This is a genomic window from Paenibacillus sepulcri (genome assembly GCF_042647105.1).
In the GTDB taxonomy this organism is placed as follows: Bacteria; Bacillota; Bacilli; order Paenibacillales; family Paenibacillaceae; genus Paenibacillus_Z; species Paenibacillus_Z sepulcri.
In genome coordinates this window covers 6,505,420-6,532,059 of the sequence record NZ_JBHRUP010000001.1, presented here as the reverse complement: position 1 = coordinate 6,532,059, position 26,640 = coordinate 6,505,420, and the positions used below count along the sequence as shown (strand labels likewise).

Genomic DNA, 26,640 nt, shown 5'->3' with positions numbered 1-26,640 from the left:
TTCTTATGCGATCGGCTATTCCTTGCTCCACTGCCTCTGGCGGTAATGCAGCGGAGCTTGCCCGGCTTTCCGTTTGAAGAAGCTGGAGAAATGGAAGGTATCCTTGAAGCCCAGCAGCAGGGCAATATGCTCGATCGGCAGATCCGTCTCCTGCAGAAGCTGCTTGCCTTTGGACAATCGCAGGCTCATCACATATTCGTAAGGAGAAATGCCGGTTCTGGTCTTGAACAGCTTGGACAAATAGCTGCGATCCAGTCCTACGTAGGAGGCGACATCCTGAATCTGGATGTTTTTGTCATAATGCTGCTGAATGAAGCTCCGGGCCTGCAGGATATACTGCTCACCCTGTCCTCTCTCCCCCGATCTGCCGTCCCGATTCTCGCCCCGGCAAATTTCCGCCAGCATGCTGCTCAGGCATCCGGTATAGAAAAGCTCATCCCTCCGCTCATCCCCGCCCTCATAACCGAACAGCTCTCCAAACAGGCGATGAAGCCGGTCGGGCTGCAGATGCGTGATCACCGGATGATCAACATCGATCCCAGCCTGCGTCAGGAAGACATTCACCAGCTCCCCGTTAAACCCGAACCATGTATATTCCCACGGCTCCAGGTCATCCGCCCGGTACATCGCAAGCTCCCCCGGGAACAGCACAAAAGCCTGACCCGCCGCAATCGGATAATCCCTGTCTCTTACCCGGTACTGCCCCCGCCCGTTCATGACCAGGACATATAAATAATGATCCCGCATTGCCGGCCCATAGAGCCATCCCGGAGGACAGGACTGGCTCCCGTAATAACTCATATACAAGTCGCTCATATACTTGGGAACCATATAACGATCGATGTTGGGCAGCGCCATATTCTCACTCCGCTTCGGAATTCTTGCTCGTAATCAGCTATCCCTCTTATAACACAAATATACAAATAGATCCAACATTCAGACATGGGAAAGGAGCGGCCTGTTTTGATATCTTGAAGACAAAGGAGATGAGCAAATGAAGGTAAGCATGGGAGTGCATCAACTGAAAATGGAAGGCCCGTATTTGACGGCGCTGCGCGAATCCAACGATATCCGCGAGGATGCGGCGGCTTTGCAGGCCAGGATGGAAGAGGACGGATATATATTTATACGCGGCTTTCATGACCGCAATCAGGTGCAGCAGGCCCGTTCCGAAATTCTGAATCAGCTTCATCAGAGCGGCAGGCTGGCGCCCGATGCCGATCCGGAGGCTGGACTTGTCGGCCCCGACAACAAAAGCGCTTTCCTGGGGGGCACCAATACGGACAAACCGGCCTTCCTGGAACTGGTCAATTCACCCCGGGTGATGAATTTCTTCACAAATTATCTTGGCGGAGCGGCAGCCACCTATGATTACAAATGGCTCCGCGCCATCGCAACCGGCGGCTCAACCGACGCTCATTACGACATCGTCTATATGGGCAGGGGAACGCCTAATCTGTATACGCTGTGGACTCCTGTCGGCGATACCCCGATCGAGATGGGCACGCTTGCGATTCTGCTCGGCTCGCACCGCTGGGAGCATGTCCGCAGCACCTACGGGCAGATGGATGTCGACCGCGACAGAACGGAGGGCTCGTTCTCCCGGGATCCGCTGGAGCTTATCGAGAAATATGGCGGACGCTGGGCTACAAGCGATTTTGAAGCGGGGGATGCAATTTTCTTCGGCATGTTCACGATGCACAGCTCCACCGTCAATGTGACCAACCGGATCCGCATCAGCTGCGATACCAGGTATCAGCTGGCGAGCGAGCCGGTCGACGGACGCTGGATCGGCAAAAAGCCCAGAGCGCATGAGACAGCTCTGGAAGCGCCGCTCAAAACGATGGCGGAAGCTAAAAAGGAGTGGGGACTGGCATGATGCCGGTCCTCCACTCCTTTCCTTTATAAAACGTTGATCAAGGTGCGATTCTGGGTGTGAATCCGCCGCGAATAGGCGATATGGAGGCGCCGATTGGCGCAATCGGCACAAGCGAGCTGGCTGGATTGAGCGGTTCAAGGGAAACGCCTGGACCTGGGATAATCGGATTGACCGGTATCAGCTCGCCGGCCTTATGCAGCTTCGGAGCGACGGCTTCACCGCGGCAGACCATAAAATGATAATTGGCAAAATTCAAATCTCCCGTCGATTTGTAGACGAAATCGAACCAGCCGTAGCAGCCCATATCGTCGGCATGGGTCGTTTCCGCCTTGGTCACGAGCGAAGCTCCAAAAACAAGGCTAACCGCAAGCGCCAGACGAGCTGTGTTGTTCATCAATCGTTTCTTGTTCACCAGCCATCATCCCTCCTCAAGTGTATGTAGTAAGAAAATCCTCATGCCGCAGTCCCGTCATAAATACGCAGCACAAAAACAAATTAACCATACTATACCAATTTTAAACTTTAAGACCCAAGGTTCGCAGGAACTAAATTTGACCGTGCTGTTGATTACATAGTCCTAAATAATAATGGCCGTTCGCGTCCATTTATATGAGACGATAAGTCCCTGGAGCCGCGTGCCTGATGCCGCAAGCAGTCTTCATTGCTTCCCAACCGGTTCGGGCTTACAGCTCATGTTTCCCTTCGTCCACGAATATCAGACAGAAACCCAACTCAAACAAAACACCGCCCCGCGATTCAATCACAGAAGCGGCGTTCACCTTAAGGCAGCGCTAACAAATCTTATCCTTCTGCCAGCGTATCGACTCGTCGAACGAAGTATACTCGAACTGCTCCTGCTTCCAGTAATACTGCAGCTCCTTGCGCTCCCAGCCCTCATACAGCTCATCCCAGCTGAAGGGACCATGGGGCAGGAGCGAGGCATGCTCAATCGGATGCGCGACGGACTGAAACCGGTAATCGCAGGACAGCCTTACGCGGCCGGGCTGCTTATTGGGCAGCGCCTTATGAACCGTCAGGCTGTGGAAGGTAACGAAGTCGCCGGTCTCATAATCGCCCTCTGCCCATTCACAGCCCAAGCCGCAAAGAATCGACTCCAGGCCTCCCGCCCCTGGATTGCCGGTCACTCCGAGCAGGCCGGCCTTGTGGCTGCCTTCGAGAATGGACAAGCCGCCGAGCTCCCTTGGCACGTCGCCCAGCGGGATCCAGCACGTCCAGGTGTCATAATCGCCCTGGATATGCAGAAAATCCTGATGAGGCGGCGTTGCATGCGCAAAGCGGTGCGGCAGCATAACCCTTGCAATATTGCGCGGATGCGGAATCACTCTGGCGCCGAACAATACCTCGTACAGGGAGAGCAGCTTCGGCTCATGGGTCAGGGCATGGAAGCTCTCCAGCTTCTGCACGGCAAGATAAACCTCGTACGGCACGCCGACGCCGTTCCAGTTCGCATCCTCCTCGCTCAACCGGTCAAGCGCGGCCAGGTCGGCATAACCGCTCATCAGCGGATGGCCGGGATCCAGCAGTCCCTGCTCCTGCAGAATCTGCAGAATGGCTCTGCGGACATTCAGAATGCTCTCTCTGGCAAAAAAACCTTTGAAAAACAGATATCCCTTTTCATTCGCCTTCTCCAGCAGCTTCACGGGCTGCTCCATAAGGGGCGTCGCATCCTCAAATTTACGGGTTGCCGGCATCAAAGCCGTGTCCTGAAGCGGGTTGATTTCGCTCATAGATGTACCCCTTTCGAACAGATAATTGTTCATTGCCGATTTCTTACTTACACTATATGCTAGTTGCATGGGGTTGTATTTGTTTTGCTCAGACGGATTTTTAACGTTTGCCGACTTTTGTATCGAAGGGGGTACTCGATGTGGGATTGAAGGCCGCATGCGTGCAGTGGAACGAGCTGACGCCTGTCGTTTCATATGCCAATCTGTATACAGGCGATCCAGGAGGCTCATTCGGTCCGCGGTATATCGCGGATTATCAGTTTATTCTGGTCGTTTCCGGGAAGGGGCAAGCCGTCATTCAATCCGCAGCGTACGAGGCGAAGCCAGGGGATTTATTTTATTATGGGCCCCATGTTGTCCATACCTTTACAGCCGACCCGCAGGACCCGTTCATTCTGTACGGCATCCATTTCTCCTGGCAGGCGCCGCTGCCTGCCCGCGGGGGCGTCAAAGCGATATCGGTCATTGAAGTGGACTCAGATGAATCCCCTGTGCCAATACCAAATACCATGATGATCAAAAGCGACAAGGAAGAGGATTCCCTGATGCTCGGTGATAAGCAGTCGCTTCATCTGGATCGTATTGAACCGCGGTTTGCCAGAATCGTGGAGCTTTACCGGATGGATTATGATTATATCCCCCTCCTGCTGAGATCATTGTTTCTGGAGCTGATCATCTCCATCAAGCAGGGGGAGCAGCTTCCCCATCTGGGCCGTGCCACCGGCAGTCCAATCGTCCGTCTCGTTGCCGAGAAACTGCATCGGCATGCCGAGGATAAATACGACAGGGGCTGGCTCGAAACATGGACCTCCTACCATCCCGATTATATCAGCCGGGTTTTCCGCAGGGAGACGGGCCTTACGCCTTATGATTATTTTATGAAGGAGAAGCTTGCGCTTGCCAAGCATGCGCTCATTCATTCCGATGAACCTCTCGCCCGGCTTGCCGACCGGCTCAGTGCCGCCTCCATTCATGCATTTACCAAATGGTTCAAGGAGCATACCGGTCTGCCGCCAGGCAAATACCGGCAGTGGAGCCGGATGATCTGATCCTCTTGCCGGTCCTTGGGCTAATCTGCAAAATAAAACCGACCCCGTGTCGTTGGACATTGGGCCGGTTTTATTTTGCGTGTCTCAGGTAATGCGGATATGTTTCCATCCTATCAACTAATGGAAGGAAGTCAGCGTTATATTTAAGCGCTGCAGCCTTCGCATTCATAATATTGATCTCCGGTCGTTGTCCGTACTTCAAGCAAGTCGCCAAGCTGGATATCCTCAACCTCCGAAAATTCGAAATCGGCGATTTTGAGCAGCACTTTCGCGCGCGCTTCCTCTTCTGTTTCAGCAGACCAGCTGAATTCACCTTTTTTACCGGACGATTTCACTTCAAAAGCGAACAAATATCGTGCCATATGGGCCAGCCTCCTTCTTGTCGTCCATTCGTCTTACTCTCTTATTATACCAAATCTTTGACCAAAAGTGCGCCTTTTTTCTTCTGAATGGACTTTATTTTCATATATTAAACGGAAATGGTCAAGAATAAACGGCTCTTGCCGTCCGTTGGCGGCTGCGTTCATTTTTTTGCATAAAATCCTGTTAGCGCGTTCCTGGCTTGCGCTTGCCGATAAGGGGAAACTCCCCGATCCGCAGCTTGGCGCTGCCGTATGGAACAAGAGCAAGCTCCATTACAGGCTGTCCCTCCGTATCGGGATGAAGCGGCGGCGTTCCAGCGCTGTTGCCCTCCATCTTCCATTCGCGGACAAGCTGGCCGCTTGCCTTCAACCGAACGGGCGCGTTCGCCGCGTCGAAGGGCTGGTAAGGAATATCCGCCAAGCTTACTTCATAATCCGTATCGGAGAGAAGACCGTATTTCCATGCCGAACCCGGATAAATCTCCCAATCGTGAAACATCTCGCGTCTGGTGAGCAGCTGCCAGTTCTCCTGGATCGGAAGTGCATACACCAGTGGTCCGCGTTCAACGCTGAACGCGTATAAATTACGGGATACCGTCTTGACCTCCATGGGCAGATGCAGGAGAAGCTTGTCCTGATCCCCCCACTCGCGCTCTACTCTCGCATAGCCGTTCACAGACTGAAGGACCACAGGTTCACCGTTCACCGTCAGGACAGGCGACGTGCACCATTCCGGTATGCGAAATGAAATCGCAAAGCGCTCCGGCCGCGCAAGGAAGATCACGATGGCGACCTCATCCCGGAATGGATAATCCCCGCTGACTTCCAGCTTCGCTTCAACTCCTGCCCCTACCTGCGTGCTGACTGTACAAGGCGCGTAGGATACAGCCGCCAATCCGCCTTTGCCGTCCAGCATCCATAAATGGGATGCCAGCTTGGGCCAGCCCTGATGCATATTGGCCGTACAGCAGCCGAAATGCGGAGTCAGACCAAACAGGTTGGCATCGGGTCCGTTGCTCCAGCTGCGCGGTGCGATATTGCAGACAATCTGGTTCACCTGCTGATCATATTGATGTGAAGTCCAGTCTCCGGAAATCGCTGCAGGCAGGGCATTAAACGCCACCTTCTCCAGAATGTCGCCGAATCTTCCATCACCGAATATGCGCGTCAGCTGCTCCATCGAGAACATGTACTCCACAACGGCGCAAAGCTCGACGCCCTGACTCGGGTGGGTACCGGAGAGCCATTCATCGCCGGAGAACATGCCATGCGCTTGTCCATGATAGGTCATCAGGCTGTCAATGCCGCGGTGCACGGCCTCCCGCTCCAGAGGCTCCCCGCTGAGTTCGTACAATACCCCGGGTGTTTTGATCCCCATCGCCACGTTGACGACATGGGTTTTCCAATCCCATTCCTCCACCTTGCGCCAGAACGGAAAATCGTGAAATACCTCCGTCCAGTCTATGGTCTGCCCAACTACCTGCCTGGCCAGCTCAAGCAGGAAAGCGTCGTTTGTTCTTTTGTACAGCCATTGAATACTGAGCAGCATTTCCGCACCGCGGGCCTCAGCCCATCCCTGAAGCGGGTTCTCTGTGATCGTCGAGTGAACATATTTGAAGAAGGACGTGAGGAACGGTATGATCCTCGTGTCGCCGACAGCTTCGGCATGCTGGGTCATGACCTTCAGCATGATCATGTAATGCCACCAGTCCTGTCTCTTGTTCACATCATTATTGACCGTTTCAATGCGTTCCGGCCCGAATGAGCCGTCTTCCTTCTGGCTGGCAAGCGACCACTCTACCCAGCGGTTCGCCTTGGCGATCAATTGTTCATCCTCCAGGAGGTAAGCCAAGGGCAGCAGCCCATCAACGTAATAAGGTCCCCGTTCCCAACTCTCGCCCTTGCCGCCGAGCCAGCCGTTGTCCGCACCGACATCGGCCCACTGCTCATCCAGATGTCCCGTAAAGCCGTCCGCTTGTATCCGCAGCTGATTCCGCAGCCAACCGGCAGGTTTGATACGTCCAAGCGGCAGCGCTTCAAAAGCCGTCCTCAGGTTCATTGCCATCTCCCCTTCCCGCATATGCATTCCTGCTCGAATATAACATGTATGGCATGAAATTCAGATATCCGAATACAACCGGTTTTTATCCAATCACAACATCATGAGGAGTGCCTTTCTTTTGCGTGAACAGCGGGAAGGGCTTATTATAGAGGAAGCTCAATCATGAAGGAGGTGCTTGCCATGCTCCAATTCATCTCTCCACCCATGCCGCATTTTATCGTCTGCGGCGAAGATACCTATCCGATCGGAGGCAGGCACCCGAGCCGCTCCGGCATTGGCGTATTCGACCTGCTGGTCGTGACTGGAGGATGCCTTCATCTGGAAGAAGCGGGAGAAGTCTATTCCGTTTCAGCAGGGCACTTCGTCCTTCTCCGCCCGGATCGCGCCCACCGGACGACAACGCCTTGCGAGGAGGAAACCCGCTTCTATTGGCTTCACTTTCAGACATTCGGTTCATGGAGCAATGAGAAGGAGCCGCAGCCATTCACTCCCCCGCAGCAGGACTATTCAGATATGCAGACGGAATCGTTCGCCTTCTATCTCCCGAGGTTCGGAAAGCTGCTTGATCCCGAAGCGATGACCGACCGGATCAGGCAGCTCCAGCTGCATCAGATCCAGCCCTCTGTCTCTGCAAGGTGGACTCAGCAGCAGCTGTTTCAGGAGCTTCTTCTGCAGCTTCAGGAGGAGGGCGGCATGTCCGCCGCCAGCCCTTATCTGGCCATTGCCGACGAGGCGGCAGCATTCCTCAGGCGGCATTACAAGGAGCCGCTCGGCTACAAGCGGATGTCGGAGGAGCTTCATTTTCACGCTAATTATATCGCCGTCTGCATGAAGAAGGCCTTTGGCTGCACACCGCTGGAATATGTAACCCGCCACAGAATCGAACAAGCCAAACGCATGCTCATCCACAGCAATCATGCCATTGGCAAAATCGCCGAGGAGACGGGTTTCGGCTCCTTCCCTTACTTTATCCGCTGCTTCAGCCGCTATACCGGGTTCAAGCCCAAGGAGTTCCGGATGCGTTTCCGCTAAAGCAAGAAGAAACGGCGGTCGCCGTCCGCTGGCGGAGCAGCTGGTTATTTTCCCTCAGAAAGGGAGCAAAATATGGCGGAATTTTAACCTTTCATCCTATTAAAAAAACCCGGAGCTTAAATGAAATGCCCGGGCAGGCATTCATTTAAGCTCCGGGGGTTATGATTGCTGCAGGTTAATTTGATCTATGTTTGAAATACCTTGACCAGTTCCTTAAGCTCCCGCATCATCCGGTTAAGCGATTGGGCCGATGAGGTAATGCTGTCCATAATCGCGGACTGCTCCTCCGACGAGCTGGCCACGGTCTGGGAATTATCCGTTGCGACTTTGGCTATGCTAACCATACCGTCTATGGAGGCGGTAATTTGCTCCGTCCCCGCAGAAATTTGCTCGGTCGTCGCGGAAACCTCCTGCATTTGCTCCGACACCTGGCGGACAGAGGAACGGATTGTGGCAAAAGCCTCGCCAACATGCTGCATCTTCGTTATCCCGTCGCTGATTTCCGTCACGTTCTTCTCCATGGAATCCACCGCCTGGGTGGAGGATTGCTGAATGAGCTCAATCAGTGTCACTATGCTGGATACCGAATCCTTCGTCTGCTCGGCCAGCTTCTTGACTTCGTTCGCCACGACAGCAAAGCCTCTGCCTTGTTCTCCCGCCCTTGCGGCTTCAATAGATGCATTCAATGAAAGCAAGGCCGTCTGGTTGGAAATATCCGATATCACATCTACGATGTTGCCGATTTCCTCGGAATGCTTGTTGAACTGGGTGATCACAGAGGCGGCCTGATCGGCTGCCGTGCCGATTACATTCATTTGATGGATGGCGGAGTCGATCTGATCATACCCCTTCTCCACCTCATCCGTCACATTGCCGGTCTGCTCGGAGATGCTTCCCGATGATTCGGCAATACGCTGGATGCCCACTGCCATTTCCTCCATGGCGATAGAGGATTGCTCTGCGCCTTCCAGCTGCGTCTGAGCCCCGCTTGCCACCTCCTGGATGGATGCTGCAATATAGGCGGCTGCTTTGGAGGACTGCTCGGCCGATTCCAGAAGCTCCTCCGAAGCCAACGTCACCTGATTGATCGTATGATTGATTTTCATGACGATCCCCGCAAGCGTATCGATCATGGCGTTGATATTCCGGCTCATGTCGCCAATTTCGTCCTTGGAGCGGGTGTCAACCCTTTCGTTCAGATTGCCTTCCGCCACTTTCTTCATCGTAGCCGATATGTTCAGCAGCGGCCTGACAATGATTCTGGTAATATAAATCGAGACCAGCACGATCAAAAGCAGAACCGCCGCCACCACGATGAACGCAATCGTCTGCGCTTTGGCTGCCGCTGCGTACAGCTCGCTTGTCGGCGCAGATACGATCAGCTTCCAGGAGGTATTGGGAATACTGTCATAATAGGTTAACATTTCTTTTCCGTTGTTATCCTTGTATGTGATGCTCCCGCTGTTGTTTCCCTGAACGGCTGCGAACGCCTTCAGCGCGCTTGGGCTTGTCTCAAACTCGGTAATCTTTTTGCCGATCCGCGTTGTGTCGGCATTTGTATAATACTCACCAAGCCCCGAAATGATATAGCCGGTACCCGTTTCCCCTATTTTGATGCTATCCGTCAAGGCTGTAATTGTCTCGGGGGACACCGAGGCCGAGAGCATCCCGTTCACATTCCCCGAATCATCCAGGATCGGAACGGCAATCGGAAGCACATAAGCGCCTGTTTTTTTACTCACGAACATATCCGAAATGACCGGCTGCTTCGTTTCCAGCACCTTTTTGAAATATTCCCTGTCGGCAACGCTGATCGAGACATTGTCGACACCGATGGCATTGCCTTTGAGATCAATCAGATTAAAGCCGCTGACCTGATTATCGCTTTCATCCAGGATTTTCAACAAGGGCAGCAGCTGTGCGGGCTTGCCTGCTGCGAATTCGGGATGAACCTTCAGCAGCTCCTGCATCGACGATATCTTCAACTGCATCCAGTCGTCGATTCTGTCGATATTCAGCGTAGCGATTTCGTGCTGGACTTCCTTGCTCTCGGATTTGGTGATGCCAAGCAGATAATTGGTGAAAAAAACGGCGGATCCTGCTAATGGGACGATGGAGAGGATGAGGATGACTGCGAATAATTTTGCGCGTATTGACCTGTTTGTGAAGCCCCGCCTCGACGTTTGGCTCTTCATGATGATACTCCCCCAGTTGACTGATTAAACTCACCCTATATTTCGGCTCGTTCCAGTCAAAAGTTGAGTAGTCTTGCAAAATAGACAAGGGTAAGCGCTTTAACGTTCGAAGAAGACGTTTTCTCCAAAATGAAGCCCGTCCTTCTGTTATCCACGCGCATTTAATCCTACAGCGGTCCTATGAAGAACATCGGCAGTTCGGGGAATAGGCGGGGCAAAAATTATATAAAGGTTTGCTGGATTGGGTCGTGCCTCTGCTTATGAAGCTAAAGCAGTTTCCAGCCTCCCTTTGCCAGCAGACCCTAACATTATTTCGTCCCTGCGCGCATCTTCGATCCGGCAGGTTTGCCAAGCAGCTTCCGGGTAAGCCACGGGGCGAGCTGGAACAAAGCAATCCCCAGGACAACTGAGCCCAGAACGAACAAGCCGGACAGCAGCTTGATGGAGCCAGCCGCGAGACTGGCGATTACGACCGAGAATTCTCCCCGGGTGGTCATAGACAGCCCGGCCCGCAGAGAGGCTTTCTTCGAAAGGCCATACCACTTTCCGCCGTAATAACCCGTGATGATTTTGGCCGCCGTCGACCATAAAAGCAGTGTAATAAACAAACCTATGTATGGAATTTGCTCGCCTAGCGACACCGTTGTGCCGAAGTATACAAAAAACAAGGGCAGCAGCAGGTCGCGCACCGGCAGTATCTTGGTTTCGATATCTTCCGTTTTCCTAACGCCGGACAGCATCATCCCCGCCAGGAAAGCTCCAAGCACTTCAGACAGACCCAAATAAACGGCAAGACCGCCGTAAGTCAAAGCCAATCCGACCGTCAGAACGATATAATAATCCTCCGAGAATATCCGGTCGAAGAAATCATGCAGCCTGGAGAACACAAATCTTCCGATAAGAATGGCTCCTGCCGCAAGCAGCGCGACTTTGCCAAGCACCAGCAGGAAAAAAGCCGGCGAAAGATCCTGTCCCTCCACAATACCGATGAGCAGCGCGACAAAAAGAGGCGCAACCAGATCCTCGAATATGAGCAGGGCAAGCATAAATTCCGATTCTGCGTTCGCCATTCGCTTGGTGCTCTGCATCAGTTTGGCTGTTACGGTTGAACTGGTAGCAAATACCACGCCGCCGATCAGCAGGGAAGGTACAAGCTCCAATCCGAAAGCGAAGCAGATGCCAATTGTAACCAGCAGATTAAGGGCAGCATCAAGCGTTCCGGCCGGCCAGACCTTCCCCGCAATCGATTTCAACCGGCCATAGGAAAATTCCAGACCCAGCAGAAAAAACAGCAGGACGATGCCAAACTCACCCGCCGAATGAAGCAGATGGGAATCGCGCAGCCAGACTCCGGCCAATATCCCGACCAGGATATAAAGAATAATACCCGGAACCCGGAATCGGGCTCCGGAAATTGCAGCCAGGTATAAGGAGAGGAGAAGGATACCCGCTCCCAGAAGCTGCGGCAAATGCTCCATCGGCTAGAGTCCCCCCAGACCTTTGCATACCTGCGCCAGCTTTGCGATCTGTTCATTGCTTCCCAGCATCATAAGCGTGTCTCCGGCTTGTATGACGAAATCCGCATCCGGCACGGCGACTACCTCATCACCGCGCACAACTCCGGTTATAGAAGCACCGGTTTTGGTACGGATCTTGGATTCCCTGATCGGTTTGCCGGCAAGCGCGGAGTTCGGACCAACCTCCACCCACTCGATCATGATTTTATTTTTGAACATTCTCATTTGGTCTATATCCACCGGCTGATAAGTCGCCCCAAGCAATTGAGCCCCAAGCTCTCTCGTTTCATCCGCTGTCAAGGAGAAGCCCGTCCTGCATTCCTCTTCGTCCTCGTCAAAAAAATAAAGCTCCCGCAAACCGGTATGGTGAACAATCAGGACAACCTGATCGTCATTCGCTGTCGTCATGGAAATTCGTTTGCCGATGCCCGGCAGGTCACTCATTTTGATCTTCATGCTTGCGCCTCCTTAGATTTTCCCGATGGCATATACCCATATTACCACAGGAACAACCGCTGGCAAGCAACTACGATGCCTTCTTCTTCCGGATCAGGGAGACCAGCAGCAGCAGGGCGGGTACAGCGACCAGAAACACTGTAGCGAATGCGGACCAATAAGTGATTAGAAAGTATTCCACATAGATGATGTTCGTATAACAGGCGAGCGACAGCACAATCATCCCGATCGCCAGCGGCCACAAAAATACCCTCCTGTCTCCGATGCCGGTCACCTGGGAGAAGCCGATTATGCTGGAATGGAAAACAAGCGTAATTTTCAAAAAAATCGAGCAGACCCAGATAAAAATCATCAAGCCCTCGATACGCTCGATAAACCGGCCGAACTTGATGTTCTTGGCCAGCGTATAGACCGGATAGAGGTTGTTCGCCGTTAAGGCTTCTCCCAGCACGCCTATGCTGCCAAGGGTAGTAAGGATCAAGACTAATCCGCCCAGCGCCGTGCCAATCGCAAACGCATTTTTCCGTCCCTTGCTTGAAACAACAAACGGATAAACCATGAGCAGCACCGCCATTTCCTGAAACGCAAAAAAATGGCTCCCTCCGTCAAGAATGGGCATCAGGCCAAATTCCAGCACCGGCCTCAGGCGGCCAGAGTCGAATATGGGCAAAAGCGGAGCGGTAAATAATACCAGCAGCAGGACAACCCATATAAACAGAATCTCGGATGCGCGCGAATATCCGGTAAAGCCCTGGCGCACGACCAGCACAATGCAAATCACAAACAATATCTGCAGCGCTTCGATCGGCGTTTCGGTCATAATCTGCGAGGTCATGAAGTACCCCATATCTCCGAGCATTAATGCGGCAAGCAGATAGCAGAACAGCGTGAACAGCAGCCCGACCAGCTTCCCGGCCCATTTACCGAGCAGTGTCTGGCTGTACTCGACCAATGTTTGGCCGGAGTGGCGTTCTCCCAGAACAGCATACAGCCAGACAAGGATCAGATTGATGGCAATCCCGGCAATGGCAGCCAGCCACGCATCCTGCTTGGCGGCGAGAGCCAGCCCGTTAGGCGCAATCAGAATCGAAGTGCCGATCATGAAAAAGAACGTTAATATCGTAAATGCCCGAATGCTTATACGCTCGCTTCCAATCATGGTACCCCTCCCTCGATCCGATTGCTTTCATTTCAATGCCCCGCCCACTTGAACAAGGCTTCAATCCCAACCAATGGATTAGGAATCGGCACATGGAGCTTCTGGGCAATGAACAAGCCGCAGGCGGCAGACAAAAGCACGATGAAAACCGTTACTTCCAGCTTGCCTCCCTTCTTCCGGATGAGCCTGATTTCAAAAATAGAAATCACGCATGCCGCCAGCAAAATACCAAATATGCTACCCGCTGCCATAGTTACTTCCTCTTTTCCTCTTGAACGGGTTGAGCGGTGCTTCCGATCTTCTTCATATCAACAATGGAATGGATATGTACTTTAACGTCAGGAAATACAGTGTTCCAATCTTTGATCCGGTGCCACATGGCAGGCTGCTGGCGGTGAACCTCCTGGCCAAAACCGAATATATCCGAGCGAAGCTTCTTCTGGGCATGCTCTACTCCCTTTTCCAGCAGCTCAATGACTTTCCTTTCTCCCGCCTTGCGGAATATATCAATCGTCTCCACTTTGTTCATATCCAATTGGCATTCCACATCGGATATGTCCTGCTGAAGCCGGACCGTTGCATCAATGACAGGCAGTTGGCCTTCGCGTCCCACTTTGATTGTCGTCTTGGAATGCGTTATATCAAGCGAAGCATATCCGCCATCCGGGCATTGAACAACACCAAGCGTCTGTCGGACGGAATCCTGCAAATAGTTGAGCGCCTTTGTCTGGTCTTCATCCAGCCAGCCTACCATCCGTTCCCCCTTAAAAGCGGCCATTCCCTCGTATTCCAGAACGGCCGAGGGCTTGATGCTGTTATTGTTCATCTGTCTGAACCCCACTTCTTTATCGCCAGCGATTTGAATAGCGGTCATAGTCGGATTCTTGCCGGTTGTCATCAAGTCCATCAACAGGCGGTCAAGTGAAAGTTGGCCCGTTGCCGCCCATAGATTATCGGAATTGCTCAGCTTCATGTACATATTGTTTGCCGGTATCGGATCCATGGAGCTGAAGGTGCTCAGTATCTCTTCGGGTTTCGAGTCTTTAGCCACTACGATGAAAAAATCATTGCGCATCTCGGGATTGCGGGAAATATAATCGATGGACTTATTGATGCCCTGACGAGCCAGTGTCTCCCCGAACACAACCATCCGCAAATGGGCAAAGTACAAGCGCTTGGAAGACAGCAGCGATATTTTACGAATCGCTTCCGGCACCGTTTGGCCCGTATTGGCATAAGTAACGACAGGCTTCAGGATGTTTGACATCCCGTTGCGCGTTGACACCTGGCCTGGATTAACAACCTGAACAGATACTTTGTAATCCTCGCCCTCCTTGTCTATCCCGATTCCGACAACAATCGCCAGCTCATTGAGCTCATGGCGGCTCCAGCAGCCTGAAAGCACAAGCACCAGACATGAAACCGCCGTCAGCTTCCACACATGCCGCAGCGTCATGACTCGCTCTCCGGCCCGTCAGCATAATGCTTTTGCCGCACACGATTCTTCGTCTTCATGCTTCCGGGGCGCAGCTGCATCCAGGGAAGGGGCACCCGGAACAGGCTGTCCTTCTGATCTTTAAAATGAATGGGGGCCATCGGTGACATGTAAGGCACGCCGAATGACTTGAGATTGCATAATCGCACCGTAATGAGAATAATCCCGAGAAACACGCCGAATAGTCCGAACGTGGCTCCGAGCGCCATCAGGCCAAAACGCAGAATCCGCGCCGCTATCCCCATATTAAACGCAGGCATGACAAAGTTGGAAATGGCGGTGATCGACACGACGATAACCATCCCTGCCGTAACCAGTCCGGCATCGACAGCAGCCTGGCCGATGACTAGCGTTCCGACGATCGATATGGATTGTCCGACTGTTTTGGGCATCCGGACGCTAGCTTCCCGCAATATTTCGAAGGTAACCTCCATAATGAGAGCTTCCAGAAAAGCGGGGAAGGGCACGCCCTCACGCTGGCTTGCCAAATTAAAAATCAGTGTCGTAGGCAGCAGCTCTTGCTGGAAGGTTGTAAGCGCGATGTAGATGGAAGGTGTCAGCATGGTCAGATGGAACGAAATAAACCGGAGAATCCGGATCAAGGTGGCAAAATCCGCCCTTTGATAATAATCCTCCGGCGATTGAAAGAACTGGACAAACAGCGCCGGCACGACCAGCGCAAAAGGGGTGCCATCCACCAGAATGGCCACCTTCCCCTCCAGCAGCTGAGCCGCAACGACGTCCGGCCGCTCCGAGTTGAATACGGTCGGAAAAGAAGTTAACTGCTTGTCCTGTATGAATTCCTCGATATAATTGCTTTCCAGAATGGCGTCGATATCGATACGGTCGAGCCTCTTCCTTACTTTTTCAAGCACATCGTCATTGACGATCCCTTTCACATAGGCCACCACAATGGTCGTTTGCGTTTCCCGCCCGACTACACGGGATTCCATCCATAGATTGCGGCTTTTGATTTTTCTGCGCAGCATGGCCGTATTCCAGCTAAGCACTTCGCTAAAGCCTTCGCGCGGTCCTCGGACGACAGATTGAACGCTCGGCTCCTCTACCGGACGGGCTTTAACATCAACCGTGTCGACGGCGAGCGCTCTGTGCGTCCCGTCCAGCATCACGATGCAGTAACCCGCCAGCAGATAATGAAAGAGCTCCCCGAGGCTGAAAATATCGATAATATTGGCGTCGGTGAGTATGCTTTGCTTCATGGCATCCATGCATTCAGAAGGCTGCAGACAGAGACTCCCTGCAGTTTCGGTTTCGCTGAACAGATCGCTGATCTTTGATTGCAGGGCCGATATCCCTTCCGTATAAACAACGCCGGCGTGAAGCATGGAGCCGTCCGACAGCCGCTTTTGAAAAGTTCGGGTCTTGATATCAAAGCTGTTTCCAATTTCACGTTTAATGTTAAACAAATTTTGTTCAAGAATGTCGCTCAGCTTCTCATTCGCGTCTTGGGTTTCGTTGGGATCCATCATCGGTGTCACTCGCTTCCCGTTCTGCTTCAGCTTTTAACAGCTTCACCGATGGATGGACGGTTTAAACCTTGCCCGCCGAAAAACATGAGAAAGGAAGCTTCAAAGAACCGGGCTATTCGGCCAAAATTTGCTCGATCCGCGCAAGCTCCTCATCCGTGAAGGATAGATTGCCCACAGTCCCCACGGCATCCTCGATTTGACTCACCTTGCTCGCTCCAATTAAAGCGGAGGTGACTTTGCCGCCGCGGAGCGTCCAGGCCAAGGCCATCTGGGAAAGTTTCTGGCCGCGCCCGGCAGCAAGCTCGTTCAACCTGGTCACTTTCCCCAGTACAGCTTCAGTCAGATCGTTCGGACTCATGAACACACTCGGCCCGGCAGCTCTGGAATCTGCAGCAATCCCGTTCAAATACCGGTCCGTCAATATCCCTTTGCTGAGCGGGGAGAAGGCGATTGAGCCGATACCCTCCGCTTCCAGAACATCAAGCAGCCCATGCTCCGGATTTCTGGCCAGCATGGAATACTGCGGCTGATGGATCAGGCAGGGCGTGCCGAGCCCTTTCAGAATTCGGGAGGCGGCAAGCGTCATTTCCGGTGAATAGTTGGAAAGGCCGACATAAAGCGCTTTGCCCTGACGGACAATCAAATCAAGCGCCGACATCGTCTCCTCAAGCGGCGTATCGGGATCGGGACGGTGATGGTAATAAATATCCACATAATCAAGTCCCATCCTGGTCAGGCTCTGATCGAGACTGGCGACCAGATTTTTCTTGGAGCCCCACTCTCCATAGGGTCCAGGCCACATGTAATAACCCGCTTTGGTAGAGATGATGATTTCATCCCGGTAAGGTTTGAGATCATTCTTCAGAATCTTCCCGAAGCTTTCCTCGGCAGAGCCGGCGGGAGGACCGTAATTGTTCGCAAGATCGAAATGAGTAATACCCAGATCAAACGCTCTTCTTACCATTTGCCTTCCATTCTCTAACTTGTCAATGCCTCCGAAATTATGCCAAAGCCCAAGTGAGATGGCAGGGAGCTTAAGACCGCTCCTTCCGCTTCTCCGATATGTCATTTTTTCATAACGCTTGGCATCCGCCTGATAAACCACATGAATCACTCCTTTTGTATTGTCTACTATATTGTAAGGATTAGAGGAGGCTTGGCCTATAACGCAATGGAAGCCTTATATGGATTAATGTCCGATTGGCTTATATTCTTCCCGGTATCTTCTCGGCGGGATTCCCTTCACTTTCCTGAACATGCGGGAGAACAGCAGCGGATCCTGATACCCAACCGACCGGGAAACCTCGCCAACCGTCAGTTTGCCGGCAAGAAGCATCTCGCAGGCTCTTTCCATCCTGTAATGCAGCAGATATTCACGTGGCGGTATGTCCAGCGCCTTCTTGAATATAGCGCTCAAATATTTGCGGTTGAGCCCCAGCCTGTCCGCATGGCTGGCGAGCGAAATGTCCTCGCTGTAATGGCTGTGCAGAAACTCCAGCGTCTGCTGAACGTACTCCTCCTGTCTGCCTGAGAGGGTGGAGAGCGCGCCTTCAGTGCCGCTGGACTCCAGCAAGGCAGCCAGGAACTCGTAGAATACGGACATCAGTCTCAAATCGAAGGCGGGACTTGCAGAGTCTGCTGCTGTTAGTTGATCGTACAGCACGGGCATGATCTTGTTATCCATGACAAATACCGGCTGCAGATCGGAGAGCTGCGTCCGGTCCAGCAGCCCAGGAACGTCCGTTCCCTGAAAACCAATCCAGGAATAGGTCCAGGGATCATCAGCATCCGCTTCATAATAATAGACGACATGGGGATAAATGAGAAAAGCCTGCCCAGCCGCAAGCTCAAACGTATTGGCTCCCCGGCGTACGATTCCTTTGCCCTTATGAACAAAATGGATTTTGTAGATATCCCGTGTTCCCGGTCCCGCCGCATGCCCCGGCAGGCAATCCTCCTTGCCCCAGAATAGAAGATGCAGCCGGGGCGGGGATTCGGGCGGAGGAGCCGGATTAAATTGATAGGTAGCCATAGATTCGAGTGTTCCCCCTGGTATGCAATATGGAATAAGGAGCCATTCAAGCATTATTAGAATTATGTATGTTGATTATACCAGTTCGCGGCGAGTCTCATCTTGGGCCTTTCTTTGCCGAAAAGAAGCGGCAGCCGCCTCCCGCACTTCATACTGCCCGAGAGAACAGCCGCCATTTTTTTAGAAAAAGAAGGGGTCCCCGAATCCGCCAAACGGACCAAAGCCAAATCCGCCCCCAAAACCAAAGGGTTCCGTGCCAATTGCCAGTAAATCAAACAGCACTAGTGGAAGAAACGCTTTTGTTTTTACGTTTTTTCCTTTTTCCTGTGCAATAATCAGGCGGTTTCCCTTGATCTGAACCAGCTTGCCGGAAACCATCGAACCGTCCTTTTTCAAGGCGTAGACCTGTTTTCCGCAAAGCTTCCTGGCCTGCTCTCTGCTCACTGCCATCTGTAAATCCTCCCTTATGAAGACGTTAGTCCAGGATAAGAAGCGCAGCTTGATTGATGCCTGCAGCTCGTCTTCCTGTCTATCATCTACTTTATGCAAGCCTTGATAGGAAGGATTGTATATTGCTAGATTTGTATGTTTGGATGGTAGGTAGGTTCATAAGGGATTTCAGCCTACAAATCGTAAATAAAGATCTCTTTTTCCTTTAATCGCTTTAAGGATTTTGGCAAGCGGATTTCAAGAATGCCTTTATGAATTTTGGCATGGCAGCCTCTTGTTGTCACCTGTGATGGAAGCTGAATGGAAAAATTTTTGTGATTGGCTATATTCGATAAACGAACCCGCTGGTTGTTGACATGAATCCGGATTTTGAAGGGATCGACTTTCTTGGGAACCTTCCAGCGGACGAAAACGGATTTATGGGTCTCGAATACTTTGGCCTTCTGTGCCGGCTGCGCGCTCATGGGAAACGACTTGGTTACCATTGACTGGATTTTTTCCCCGACCTGTTCCATATAGGCTTCGACCTTATCGTTGTTATTCGAGGCGGAAAATATAGATTCTTCTCCAGTAAAGGACTGGAGGAACTTGCTCCAATCGAAAAGTTGATTCGGATTAAAATTCATTCCAATCCCTCGCAAGTATTCGTTTTTTGCTATATATTATGCGCCGCAAGGGCGAATCGACACATCTTATGCCAACCGCTCCCGTTGGTTCCCCCATATAACAGGCCGTCAAAACAACCGGCGAACATATCATGGCGATGGACCATATTTAAGCCCAGGTAGTTAATCAACCATACCGATTGCCGGCTCCCGGCATATCTTGTCATGATCGTCCTTATTAAGGGATTAACGAAAGTAAAACTAATCATGTTAAAAGGAAGTGATTGAAGTGCAAAGAAGCAAAAAAGCCAAAACCAAAGCTTTTCTGCCGACCCAGGGCGGACCTTCGAATGCCCTCGATCAGTCGGCTGCGCCACAATCCCCATCTGCTCCGGTATTTGCCGCTCAAGCCCAGAATCGAGCGGGCGGTCTTGACGGGATCATGTCCATGATGGGGAAATTTCAACAGATGTTTGGTTTTTTCTCGCAGATAGGACCGATGTTTAAAATGTTCAACTCCTTCATGGGACCGACAGCCACGATATCGAACCGCAGTCAAAAAAATGCCGGTACCGGGAAAGGAAAATCCCAGCACCGGCCACGTGCAGCTGCGGCTCAATACCATAATCAGGTCAAGAAACGCAGCAGAAATCGATAATAAAGCATCAGAGCCTTGCATTGATTCCCTGATGTGAGGCTTTTTTGTTTTAGTACAAGAGGAAACGGTCTTCGCCGTCTAACCCTCCCTATATTTTTTTAAAAAATTGCGACGATCGTTCGCCGGCTGGATTCCGGGAGCAATCGCCGCAGTTTTTTCATATTGTTTATGAAATGATAACCAGCAATATAAAGAGAGCCAGGATTACGCCAATGCCGGTGAATCCCCCAACACGTTTGCATTGGCAACCTTCCAATGACAACTTGTGAGCCCTCTTTCCTGTTGAATGCTCTACATTGTATGTGGGGATTATCCGTCATGATTGTGTATTTGACCTTGAAGTGGAAAAGCCTAATTCCGCGCCGCCGGTTGGCTGGTATTCTCTTAATACTGCTTTCTCTCCCGATATCATCTGCTCTAGTCTGCTTATAGCAGGCAGCCGGCGGGTTGATAGCTTCAACCGGAAGCGGATTTTCTTCAGCGAGGCTGAGATTTGATGCCAACCATTCTGCGCATCATGCTGCGCGGTCTGTCAGTGGCGAATGGGACAAGGAATGAGGCCGTGAATCTGCCCATGAGCCCCTGCTCGTACACCGCCTTCTCATTGCAAAAGGCCTTGTAGCCAAGGATGCCGCCCTTGTATCTGCCCATGCCGCTATAGCCTACGCCGCCAAAACCCATTGTATTGGTACCCGCATGCAGGGTTATATCGTTGACTGTAACACCTCCGCTTGATGTACTGGAGACGACTTTGCGGATATCGTTTTTGTCTTTGCCGAAAACATATAAGCCAAGCGGCTTCTCATGCTTGTTAATGAATGCGATCGCCTCGTCCAAATGTTTGTAGGAGTAGATCGAGAGCACAGGGCCAAATATTTCATATTTGGAGACCTGCAGATTTTCGCCCGGGTTTACCACAATGGTGAGCGGAATTTTGCGCGTTTCGGGATCGGGAAGCTTCTCGTTGGCCGGATTCACTTGAATGATCCGGCATCCCGCAGCTTTTGCCTCCTCAATATAACCGACAATGCGATTATAGCCGGCCTGATTGATAATGGAGGATACCTTGGGGTTGTTAATCATAGTCGGAAAGGCTTGCTGATCGACCTCCACAATTTGCTGGATTAATGCCTCCAGCTTAGTCTCCGGTACGAGCGCATAATCGACGGCAAGGCAAACTTGCCCTGCATTGCCAGTACGTCCAAGCGAAATTCGGGGAGCCGCCGCACGGATATCGGCATCCGGAAGGACAACAGCCGGACATTTGCCGCCAAGCTCCAGGACAACGGGAGTCAAATTAGGTGCTGCTGCCGCAAGAATTTTTTTACCGATTTCCGAGCCCCCGGTGAAAACCATTTTATCCCAGGGCAGTGCAGCGAAGCAGGCCGATACATCCGCTTCTCCCGTCACGACCGCCATCTCTTCTTCCTTGAAGTATTTTGCCACCAGCTTCTGCATGAAATCGGCCGTTCTCGGCGTGCTTTCCGTTACTTTGATCATTACGCTGTTCCCTGCGGCCAATGCTTCAATCGCCGGGTCAAAAGCAAGGCTGACAGGGGCGTTAAAAGGCGTCACAATGCCGATCACGCCAAGAGGCTCGTTCAGAATATACGTTTTCTGCCCCACCAGCCCCAGCAGCCCGGAGGATTTGCGTTCCGGCTTCATCCATTGGGCCAGATGATCCCGGACATGCTTGCCGTGAAAAAGCGGTGAAAGAATATCCGCTCCGAATATTTGATCGGAATCGCGGCTGCCGAAATCCTCCTGCAGCGTTTGGATGAATTCGGGCCAGTGATCGCGGATCAGCTTGTCGGCCCGTTTCAGACGGTCCATTCTTTCCTCGTAGCTGGGGGGATTGGAGGGTGAATATTTGGCTTTTTGCACCTTAAAAATTCTTTGAACTTCCTCAAGGCTTGTTGTTTTCATGATGTACATCCTTTCTTTTATATAATTATTGATTGTTTGATTAATTAATAAAAAGTTATTTTGCTCTTATAGCGCCTCAGCTCATATAATAATAGATACTTATGTCTTATGGGTCTATATTAAACGATCGTTTGATTAATTTCAAACATATTTTGTACTTTCTTTCATAAAATAGGGCCAGGCAACCCTTACAGCCTGCCTGGCCTAACTGTGCAGCACTCGCAAGTTCCATCTGAAAATAGGTGTTTATTATTCATTAGTATCATTCAGCACGGAAAGCTCGTATTCCACTTCTCCCACCCGAATCATGCTGTCAACCGGAATATCGGCCTGCTTGCCAAGGCGAACAACAACCCGATTGGGATAGCCTTCTTGCCCAGTCGTGGCATTGCTGCCGTTCTCTGGCTGAGAGCCGGCTTCTGCGTTGACCTCCGATCCAGCAGCACCATCAGCTGGAGTGTCAGTCTTGTCGTTACTGCCCGCGTTAGCCTCAGTACCGGCATCTGAACCCGGAGATTCCACAGGCAGATCCGCATCTGGATTCGTGGACTCCGTCACTGCCGGATCATCGGCTTGATTAGCGTCCGTGCCATCTTGACTATCGTCCGTGCCATCATTCGCGGCATCTGTGCCGCAAGCAGGAGTAATGGCAAGCTCCGTATATTCAACCGCTTCAACACCCGGCGACTGTATGGTTAATGAACCCGGCTTAAATTGGGTGCAGGCTGCTGCGTCCTTGAACAAGAACACAAGGGAGGTCGATGCTGCCTGCCCCTCGGATGCCGCCGTTTGTTCTGCGTATACAAGCGTATCAGGCTTGACGATGTCCGTCTCATCCGGAGGCTGCGCTTCAGGCAAATCCGCAGCCTCCTGGTTTGAATCGCCCTTGCCGGAGAATGAAAGGATGAAGCCGGCGGCAACCAGAATAATACCTAAAGCCAGAATAGTTGTAATCATCGTCGTTTTCCGGCTCCGGCGAAAAAATTTGCCAAGAGGCGAGGCAAGCCCCCGCTCAGCCTGTTTATACACGGCAGTGAGAGATGCTCCCGCCATGTCGAAAAGCTGCTTCCGATTCGCCCGCTTTTTGAAAGCATTCCGGTCAACCTTCGTAAAGTAACCGACGATAGCACTCGAGTAGGAGGGCACAAAGCCTCTGGATCTCATGAAATCCGGATGATTCTCCGACCATTGGAAGAAACGGTATACCAGCTCCCTGTTCGGAGCGTTCCGCTGCAAATAATCGATCAGCCCCGCATAATCCACCGTATCCATGTCCGGACTGCGCAGAAATGCCAGCACAAGACGCGGAAACTCAGCCGGCCCCAGATGAGCTGCCAACAGCCGGCGTCCTGCCTGCTGCACACGGTCGATCTCAGCCGGAGACAGCCGGTCGAATAATGCCGCTGTCGGCTCCGGCCGTGTGAACCATTCATAAACCGCGAGCAGTCCAGCGGCTGCGGATTTCTGCCGGGGATCCTGCAGCTGTCCGTTCCAGCGCTGCAGCTGACCCTGGAACTCAAGGAATTCTGCTGACGCAAGCTGATCTTCGGTGAGCTTGTCCAGGTCAAGCTCACTGAGCATCGCGCGATAGACGGCAAGCTCCAGCTCCTGAACCAGGCCAACGCCTTCCTGTGAAGACGGCTGCTTCCCGGTTTCTGACCATTCTTCCCCAGTCAGCCCGCGCAGCTGCCCGAACGTCCTGTTTGCCGCCGGTATCGAATGGCCCTCTTCGGCCAGCCTGTCGGTCAACTGCTGGCGGACCAGCGCATGGAACGGCTCATAGCCAAAAAGTCCCGGATGAACGCTTCCCCACTGCCCGACCAGCTCAAGCACGCTTTTTGCTCCCGCCGCAGCCTGAAGCTTTATCTCCAGAAAAGGAATGAACAGGCTGCCCGCTAATCTCGCATCAGTCAGCAGCTTTGCGAAGAACGCCCTGCTTAAGGCAGAATGGCTTTCCACGGCCGCATAGAAAGAGGCGGCTGCTTCCTGTTCGTTCTGCATATTCGCATTGTTGAGTGCCAGGATGATGAAAGAGACCAGCTTGCTTTCGATATGCTTGCCGTCGATCCGATAGTAATCCTTAAAGACATCCATTATGAACGGCTCCGGAACCTGTCCTTGCCGTACCCGGTCAAATTCATAGTCAAAGCAGGACAGGAACAAATCATTCAGCCGCATCTTGGAATCCAGCGAGCCGGTTGGCTGCAGATAATCGAGCAAGCCGTGCAGCACCGCTGCTTTATGCGTTTCATAAAGCGATTTGCTGCCTTCCTCAATTTGATAAATGACGCACAGCTCATGATAGCTGGCCGCTGCGGTTTGGCGTTCCGGTTCCATGTCTTCGAGCATCCGCTCGGCAAATTGATAGAAGCTGTCCGCGCGCTCAAGGCGATCCAAATTGTCCCAGGCGAAGTCCAGGTACGGCTGATCCTTTCCATCCAGATCGACATTCATCAGCCTGCCGCTGGCGAAATCCAATATATAATCCTTCTCGATGCTCCGGTCCCCCAGGCGCAGGCTTCCCTGCTCCACAAACGTAAGATGCACCGATTTCCGGCTTTGCGGCTCTTTCGCATAGGTGATAAAACCAAGCTGCCTGCGGTAGGCATAAGGCAAGCTCGCATAAAGCAGCCCAAGAAGCTGCTTGGCCAGGTCCGGCAGCTGCTTGATCGGCACATCAAGCGCAACATACACCTTCTTCTTGCCGCCGACCGCGGCCATTACCGCATACAGCAGCTGCTTGAATGGCGTCTCTCCAATATTCAGCCGCGCCAATAGGGAACGATAGGACGTTCTGCCCGCAGCCGGCGCCTGAACCGGCAGTCTGGCCAGCTCCGCAATCTCCGTACCGCTATCGATATCATAATGATCGGCGAAGGATGCTTGCAGCCAGTCCTCATATTCACCAGCCGAGTCCGCGCCATGACCCCTTGGTATGATGTAGTTATGCGTAAAGAACGCGCTGCGAAGTCCGGTGAAATCCGCTGCCCTGTAGACACTTCGCCCAAGCAGAACGTCGCCATTCTCCAGATGCAGCAGATGCACCGTCTCGGGATATGCGGCATCGTCCTTCTCGCCGCGCGCTGCCAGCTCGGTAGGCGCATCGTATACGCAGAGGGGATGGAGCACTTTTTTGATAAATGAAGGGTCCAGGCCGTCCGATTTGGCAATTGTGTCATAGCCTTCCGTGGATCTGAAAATACCGCGTCTTTCCCTTGCATACATCTGCTGCTGGATCATCCTGCCGGGCGTAGAATCGCGCACTATTCTCTTCTCCCCTCAATATAGTTCAGCTTATAAAGCAGCCAAATGAAGGGCTCGTCGACCCGGATGGGACTCACGACGGTTTGCAGCTTCTGGTCCACGGGATTGCTGCCCAGAGCGGATACCGCATAATAAGCCGTATCCTTGAAATAAACGTCCATCGTGCCCTTGAACGGACGGTCGACCTTCTCAATGAAGCGGCGGATTTCGCCGTCAATATTCTCGAATTCAGTCAGATTGAAATAATTGCGGTGCACCATATTATTAAAAACATTGCTGTTCGATTTAATATATTCGCCATCCTCATCCTTAAGGGAATGAAGCATGTCGCTCTTCGTCAGCACGACGGCTGTCGGAATATCCGTTTTGTTGTTTTCCTGATAAGCTATAAAATCGCCGAACATGGTCAGCACGACGTCGCGCGGCTCATCGTATTGGGAAACCCATTCTCCGGGCTTATCGCCCAGATTCATTCTGATCTTCTCGCGGATCGAACGGATTTGCAGCGGATCGACCATCAGCAGGATGCCTGCCGAGTTCTTGATATGCTGACCGTGGAGACCGAGGTAATCCTGTTCGACCATCCCCTCGCCCGCCACATCAAAAAATACGAGCGTAAGCGGCGGCTTCTCGTCGTCCTTGAAGACGAACTGGAAGATAAACGGCTCCTGCATCTTCTCCTTCTGGGTGGATGCAAGCAGATCGCCGCGCTCGAATAACGGCTCCTCGTAATAGGTGCGGAACTTGCGGCTGATCTCCGCGTTGAGCGGCATGCAGGCCGCGTTGAAGTGGTCCGCCGTCGTATTCTGCAGTGTATGGATCAAGGCGGTCATATACACCGATTTCCCCACCTGGGAAGCGCCTATAATGGAAATAATATTGCTCGGCGCTTTGCCGGCGGTCACCGGAAGCTCATTATGGCATCTCGGGCAAAGCCTTCTGCGCGTGAGCTCGCCGTAACGGTCATTGATTCCGGTAAGCACGTGATTGGAGTAAATCCGATGCTCTTCAGGCACGTCCTGCGGACGAAGCACCGCTTCCATGTCATGCACGGAATCAAGACCAAAGCGCTCGCGGTATTTGTTCAGCTCCTCGTCTTCTCCAAGGGCATAATCTTCATCGTCCTCACGGGAATGGGCAGCGCGGAATACGACCTCCTCCGGCGTGAATTTGCTGAAGCAGTAGGGACAGACGATATCATAGAACAACGGCCGCGCCTTCGCCTCCTGCTTTTTTTTGAAAAGATCGAAAATACCCATGC

General features: G+C 52.4%; 23 protein-coding genes. 4 read left to right on the top strand and 19 right to left on the bottom strand.

Annotated elements, in window-relative coordinates:
• Nucleotides 1–15 precede the first annotated feature (15 nt).
• Nucleotides 16–858 carry an AraC family transcriptional regulator gene (locus ACFOLF_RS28415; RefSeq protein WP_210037350.1) on the bottom strand — a complete coding sequence of 281 codons (843 nt, stop codon included), beginning with the start codon at nucleotides 856–858 and terminating at the stop codon, nucleotides 16–18.
• A gap of 136 nt (nucleotides 859–994) precedes the next feature.
• Here ACFOLF_RS28415 and ACFOLF_RS28410 point away from each other — a divergent pair, with 136 nt between their 5' ends.
• The gene (locus ACFOLF_RS28410) at nucleotides 995–1,879 is read left to right on the top strand and encodes a phytanoyl-CoA dioxygenase family protein (protein ID WP_210037349.1); all 885 of its coding nucleotides are present in this window, start codon (nucleotides 995–997) and stop codon (nucleotides 1,877–1,879) included.
• 37 nt (nucleotides 1,880–1,916) lie between these two features.
• Here ACFOLF_RS28410 and ACFOLF_RS28405 read toward each other — a convergent pair whose 3' ends face one another.
• Together ACFOLF_RS28405 and ACFOLF_RS28400 are read right to left on the bottom strand one after the other, a co-directional pair.
• Complete coding sequence (locus ACFOLF_RS28405) at nucleotides 1,917–2,291, bottom strand: hypothetical protein (protein WP_210037348.1); 375 nt, start codon at nucleotides 2,289–2,291, stop codon at nucleotides 1,917–1,919.
• Between the two features lie 379 nt (nucleotides 2,292–2,670).
• The gene (locus tag ACFOLF_RS28400; protein WP_210037347.1) at nucleotides 2,671–3,627 is read right to left on the bottom strand and encodes a phytanoyl-CoA dioxygenase family protein; all 957 of its coding nucleotides are present in this window, start codon (nucleotides 3,625–3,627) and stop codon (nucleotides 2,671–2,673) included.
• A gap of 140 nt (nucleotides 3,628–3,767) precedes the next feature.
• Here ACFOLF_RS28400 and ACFOLF_RS28395 point away from each other — a divergent pair, with 140 nt between their 5' ends.
• Nucleotides 3,768–4,676, top strand: a complete 909-nt coding sequence (locus tag ACFOLF_RS28395; protein ID WP_210037346.1) for an AraC family transcriptional regulator — start codon at nucleotides 3,768–3,770, stop codon at nucleotides 4,674–4,676.
• Nucleotides 4,677–4,819: 143 nt separating this feature from the next.
• Here the strand turns inward: ACFOLF_RS28395 and ACFOLF_RS28390 are convergent, their stop codons facing one another.
• Both ACFOLF_RS28390 and ACFOLF_RS28385 read right to left on the bottom strand, forming a co-directional pair.
• Nucleotides 4,820–5,038, bottom strand: coding sequence for a hypothetical protein (locus ACFOLF_RS28390; protein ID WP_210037345.1), 219 nt, complete (start codon nucleotides 5,036–5,038; stop codon nucleotides 4,820–4,822).
• A gap of 184 nt (nucleotides 5,039–5,222) precedes the next feature.
• Nucleotides 5,223–7,097: a beta-L-arabinofuranosidase domain-containing protein gene (locus ACFOLF_RS28385; protein ID WP_210037344.1), complete on the bottom strand. Its 1,875-nt coding sequence runs from the start codon at nucleotides 7,095–7,097 to the stop codon at nucleotides 5,223–5,225.
• A gap of 165 nt (nucleotides 7,098–7,262) precedes the next feature.
• Between ACFOLF_RS28385 and ACFOLF_RS28380 the strand changes: the two genes are divergently transcribed.
• On the top strand, nucleotides 7,263–8,132 hold the full coding sequence (locus ACFOLF_RS28380) for a helix-turn-helix transcriptional regulator (protein ID WP_379112844.1): 870 nt from the start codon (nucleotides 7,263–7,265) through the stop codon (nucleotides 8,130–8,132).
• A gap of 185 nt (nucleotides 8,133–8,317) precedes the next feature.
• On the opposite strand, the gene ACFOLF_RS28375 is transcribed toward ACFOLF_RS28380, so the two are convergent.
• From ACFOLF_RS28375 to ACFOLF_RS28325, 11 genes are all read right to left on the bottom strand, one after another.
• Nucleotides 8,318–10,327, bottom strand: a complete 2,010-nt coding sequence (locus tag ACFOLF_RS28375) for a methyl-accepting chemotaxis protein (protein ID WP_210037343.1) — start codon at nucleotides 10,325–10,327, stop codon at nucleotides 8,318–8,320.
• Between the two features lie 308 nt (nucleotides 10,328–10,635).
• Nucleotides 10,636–11,805, bottom strand: coding sequence for a cation:proton antiporter (locus ACFOLF_RS28370; RefSeq protein WP_210037342.1), 1,170 nt, complete (start codon nucleotides 11,803–11,805; stop codon nucleotides 10,636–10,638).
• A gap of 3 nt (nucleotides 11,806–11,808) precedes the next feature.
• On the bottom strand, nucleotides 11,809–12,300 hold the full coding sequence (locus tag ACFOLF_RS28365; RefSeq protein WP_210037341.1) for a cation:proton antiporter regulatory subunit: 492 nt from the start codon (nucleotides 12,298–12,300) through the stop codon (nucleotides 11,809–11,811).
• Between the two features lie 70 nt (nucleotides 12,301–12,370).
• Complete coding sequence (locus ACFOLF_RS28360; protein ID WP_210037340.1) at nucleotides 12,371–13,459, bottom strand: GerAB/ArcD/ProY family transporter; 1,089 nt, start codon at nucleotides 13,457–13,459, stop codon at nucleotides 12,371–12,373.
• Nucleotides 13,460–13,491: 32 nt separating this feature from the next.
• Nucleotides 13,492–13,710, bottom strand: coding sequence for a hypothetical protein (locus tag ACFOLF_RS28355; RefSeq protein ID WP_210037339.1), 219 nt, complete (start codon nucleotides 13,708–13,710; stop codon nucleotides 13,492–13,494).
• A 2-nt stretch (nucleotides 13,711–13,712) separates the two neighbouring features.
• Entirely contained in the window at nucleotides 13,713–14,915 is a 1,203-nt protein-coding gene (locus tag ACFOLF_RS28350) for a Ger(x)C family spore germination protein (protein WP_210037338.1), read from the bottom strand.
• Nucleotides 14,912–16,444: a spore germination protein gene (locus tag ACFOLF_RS28345; RefSeq protein WP_379112967.1), complete on the bottom strand. Its 1,533-nt coding sequence runs from the start codon at nucleotides 16,442–16,444 to the stop codon at nucleotides 14,912–14,914. Before ACFOLF_RS28345 ends, ACFOLF_RS28350 begins: the two co-directional genes overlap by 4 nt.
• A 112-nt stretch (nucleotides 16,445–16,556) precedes the next feature.
• Complete coding sequence (locus ACFOLF_RS28340) at nucleotides 16,557–17,513, bottom strand: aldo/keto reductase (RefSeq protein WP_379112970.1); 957 nt, start codon at nucleotides 17,511–17,513, stop codon at nucleotides 16,557–16,559.
• 120 nt (nucleotides 17,514–17,633) lie between these two features.
• Nucleotides 17,634–18,476, bottom strand: a complete 843-nt coding sequence (locus ACFOLF_RS28335) for an AraC family transcriptional regulator (RefSeq protein WP_210037335.1) — start codon at nucleotides 18,474–18,476, stop codon at nucleotides 17,634–17,636.
• Between the two features lie 180 nt (nucleotides 18,477–18,656).
• Nucleotides 18,657–18,926: a 50S ribosomal protein L33 gene (locus tag ACFOLF_RS28330; RefSeq protein WP_210037334.1), complete on the bottom strand. Its 270-nt coding sequence runs from the start codon at nucleotides 18,924–18,926 to the stop codon at nucleotides 18,657–18,659.
• 173 nt (nucleotides 18,927–19,099) lie between these two features.
• On the bottom strand, nucleotides 19,100–19,552 hold the full coding sequence (locus ACFOLF_RS28325) for an Hsp20/alpha crystallin family protein (protein ID WP_210037333.1): 453 nt from the start codon (nucleotides 19,550–19,552) through the stop codon (nucleotides 19,100–19,102).
• 268 nt (nucleotides 19,553–19,820) lie between these two features.
• Between ACFOLF_RS28325 and ACFOLF_RS28320 the strand changes: the two genes are divergently transcribed.
• Nucleotides 19,821–20,189: a hypothetical protein gene (locus tag ACFOLF_RS28320; protein WP_210037332.1), complete on the top strand. Its 369-nt coding sequence runs from the start codon at nucleotides 19,821–19,823 to the stop codon at nucleotides 20,187–20,189.
• Between the two features lie 477 nt (nucleotides 20,190–20,666).
• Here ACFOLF_RS28320 and ACFOLF_RS28315 read toward each other — a convergent pair whose 3' ends face one another.
• The 3 genes from ACFOLF_RS28315 to ACFOLF_RS28305 form a co-directional block, all read right to left on the bottom strand.
• The gene (locus tag ACFOLF_RS28315) at nucleotides 20,667–22,136 is read right to left on the bottom strand and encodes an aldehyde dehydrogenase family protein (RefSeq protein WP_379219640.1); all 1,470 of its coding nucleotides are present in this window, start codon (nucleotides 22,134–22,136) and stop codon (nucleotides 20,667–20,669) included.
• Between the two features lie 228 nt (nucleotides 22,137–22,364).
• Complete coding sequence (locus ACFOLF_RS28310) at nucleotides 22,365–25,379, bottom strand: GAP1-N2 domain-containing protein (protein WP_210037330.1); 3,015 nt, start codon at nucleotides 25,377–25,379, stop codon at nucleotides 22,365–22,367.
• Nucleotides 25,379–26,638, bottom strand: a complete 1,260-nt coding sequence (locus ACFOLF_RS28305; RefSeq protein ID WP_210037329.1) for a TRAFAC clade GTPase domain-containing protein — start codon at nucleotides 26,636–26,638, stop codon at nucleotides 25,379–25,381. The genes ACFOLF_RS28310 and ACFOLF_RS28305 overlap by 1 nt, the downstream gene beginning before the upstream one ends.
• Between the last annotated feature and the right edge of the window lie 2 nt (nucleotides 26,639–26,640).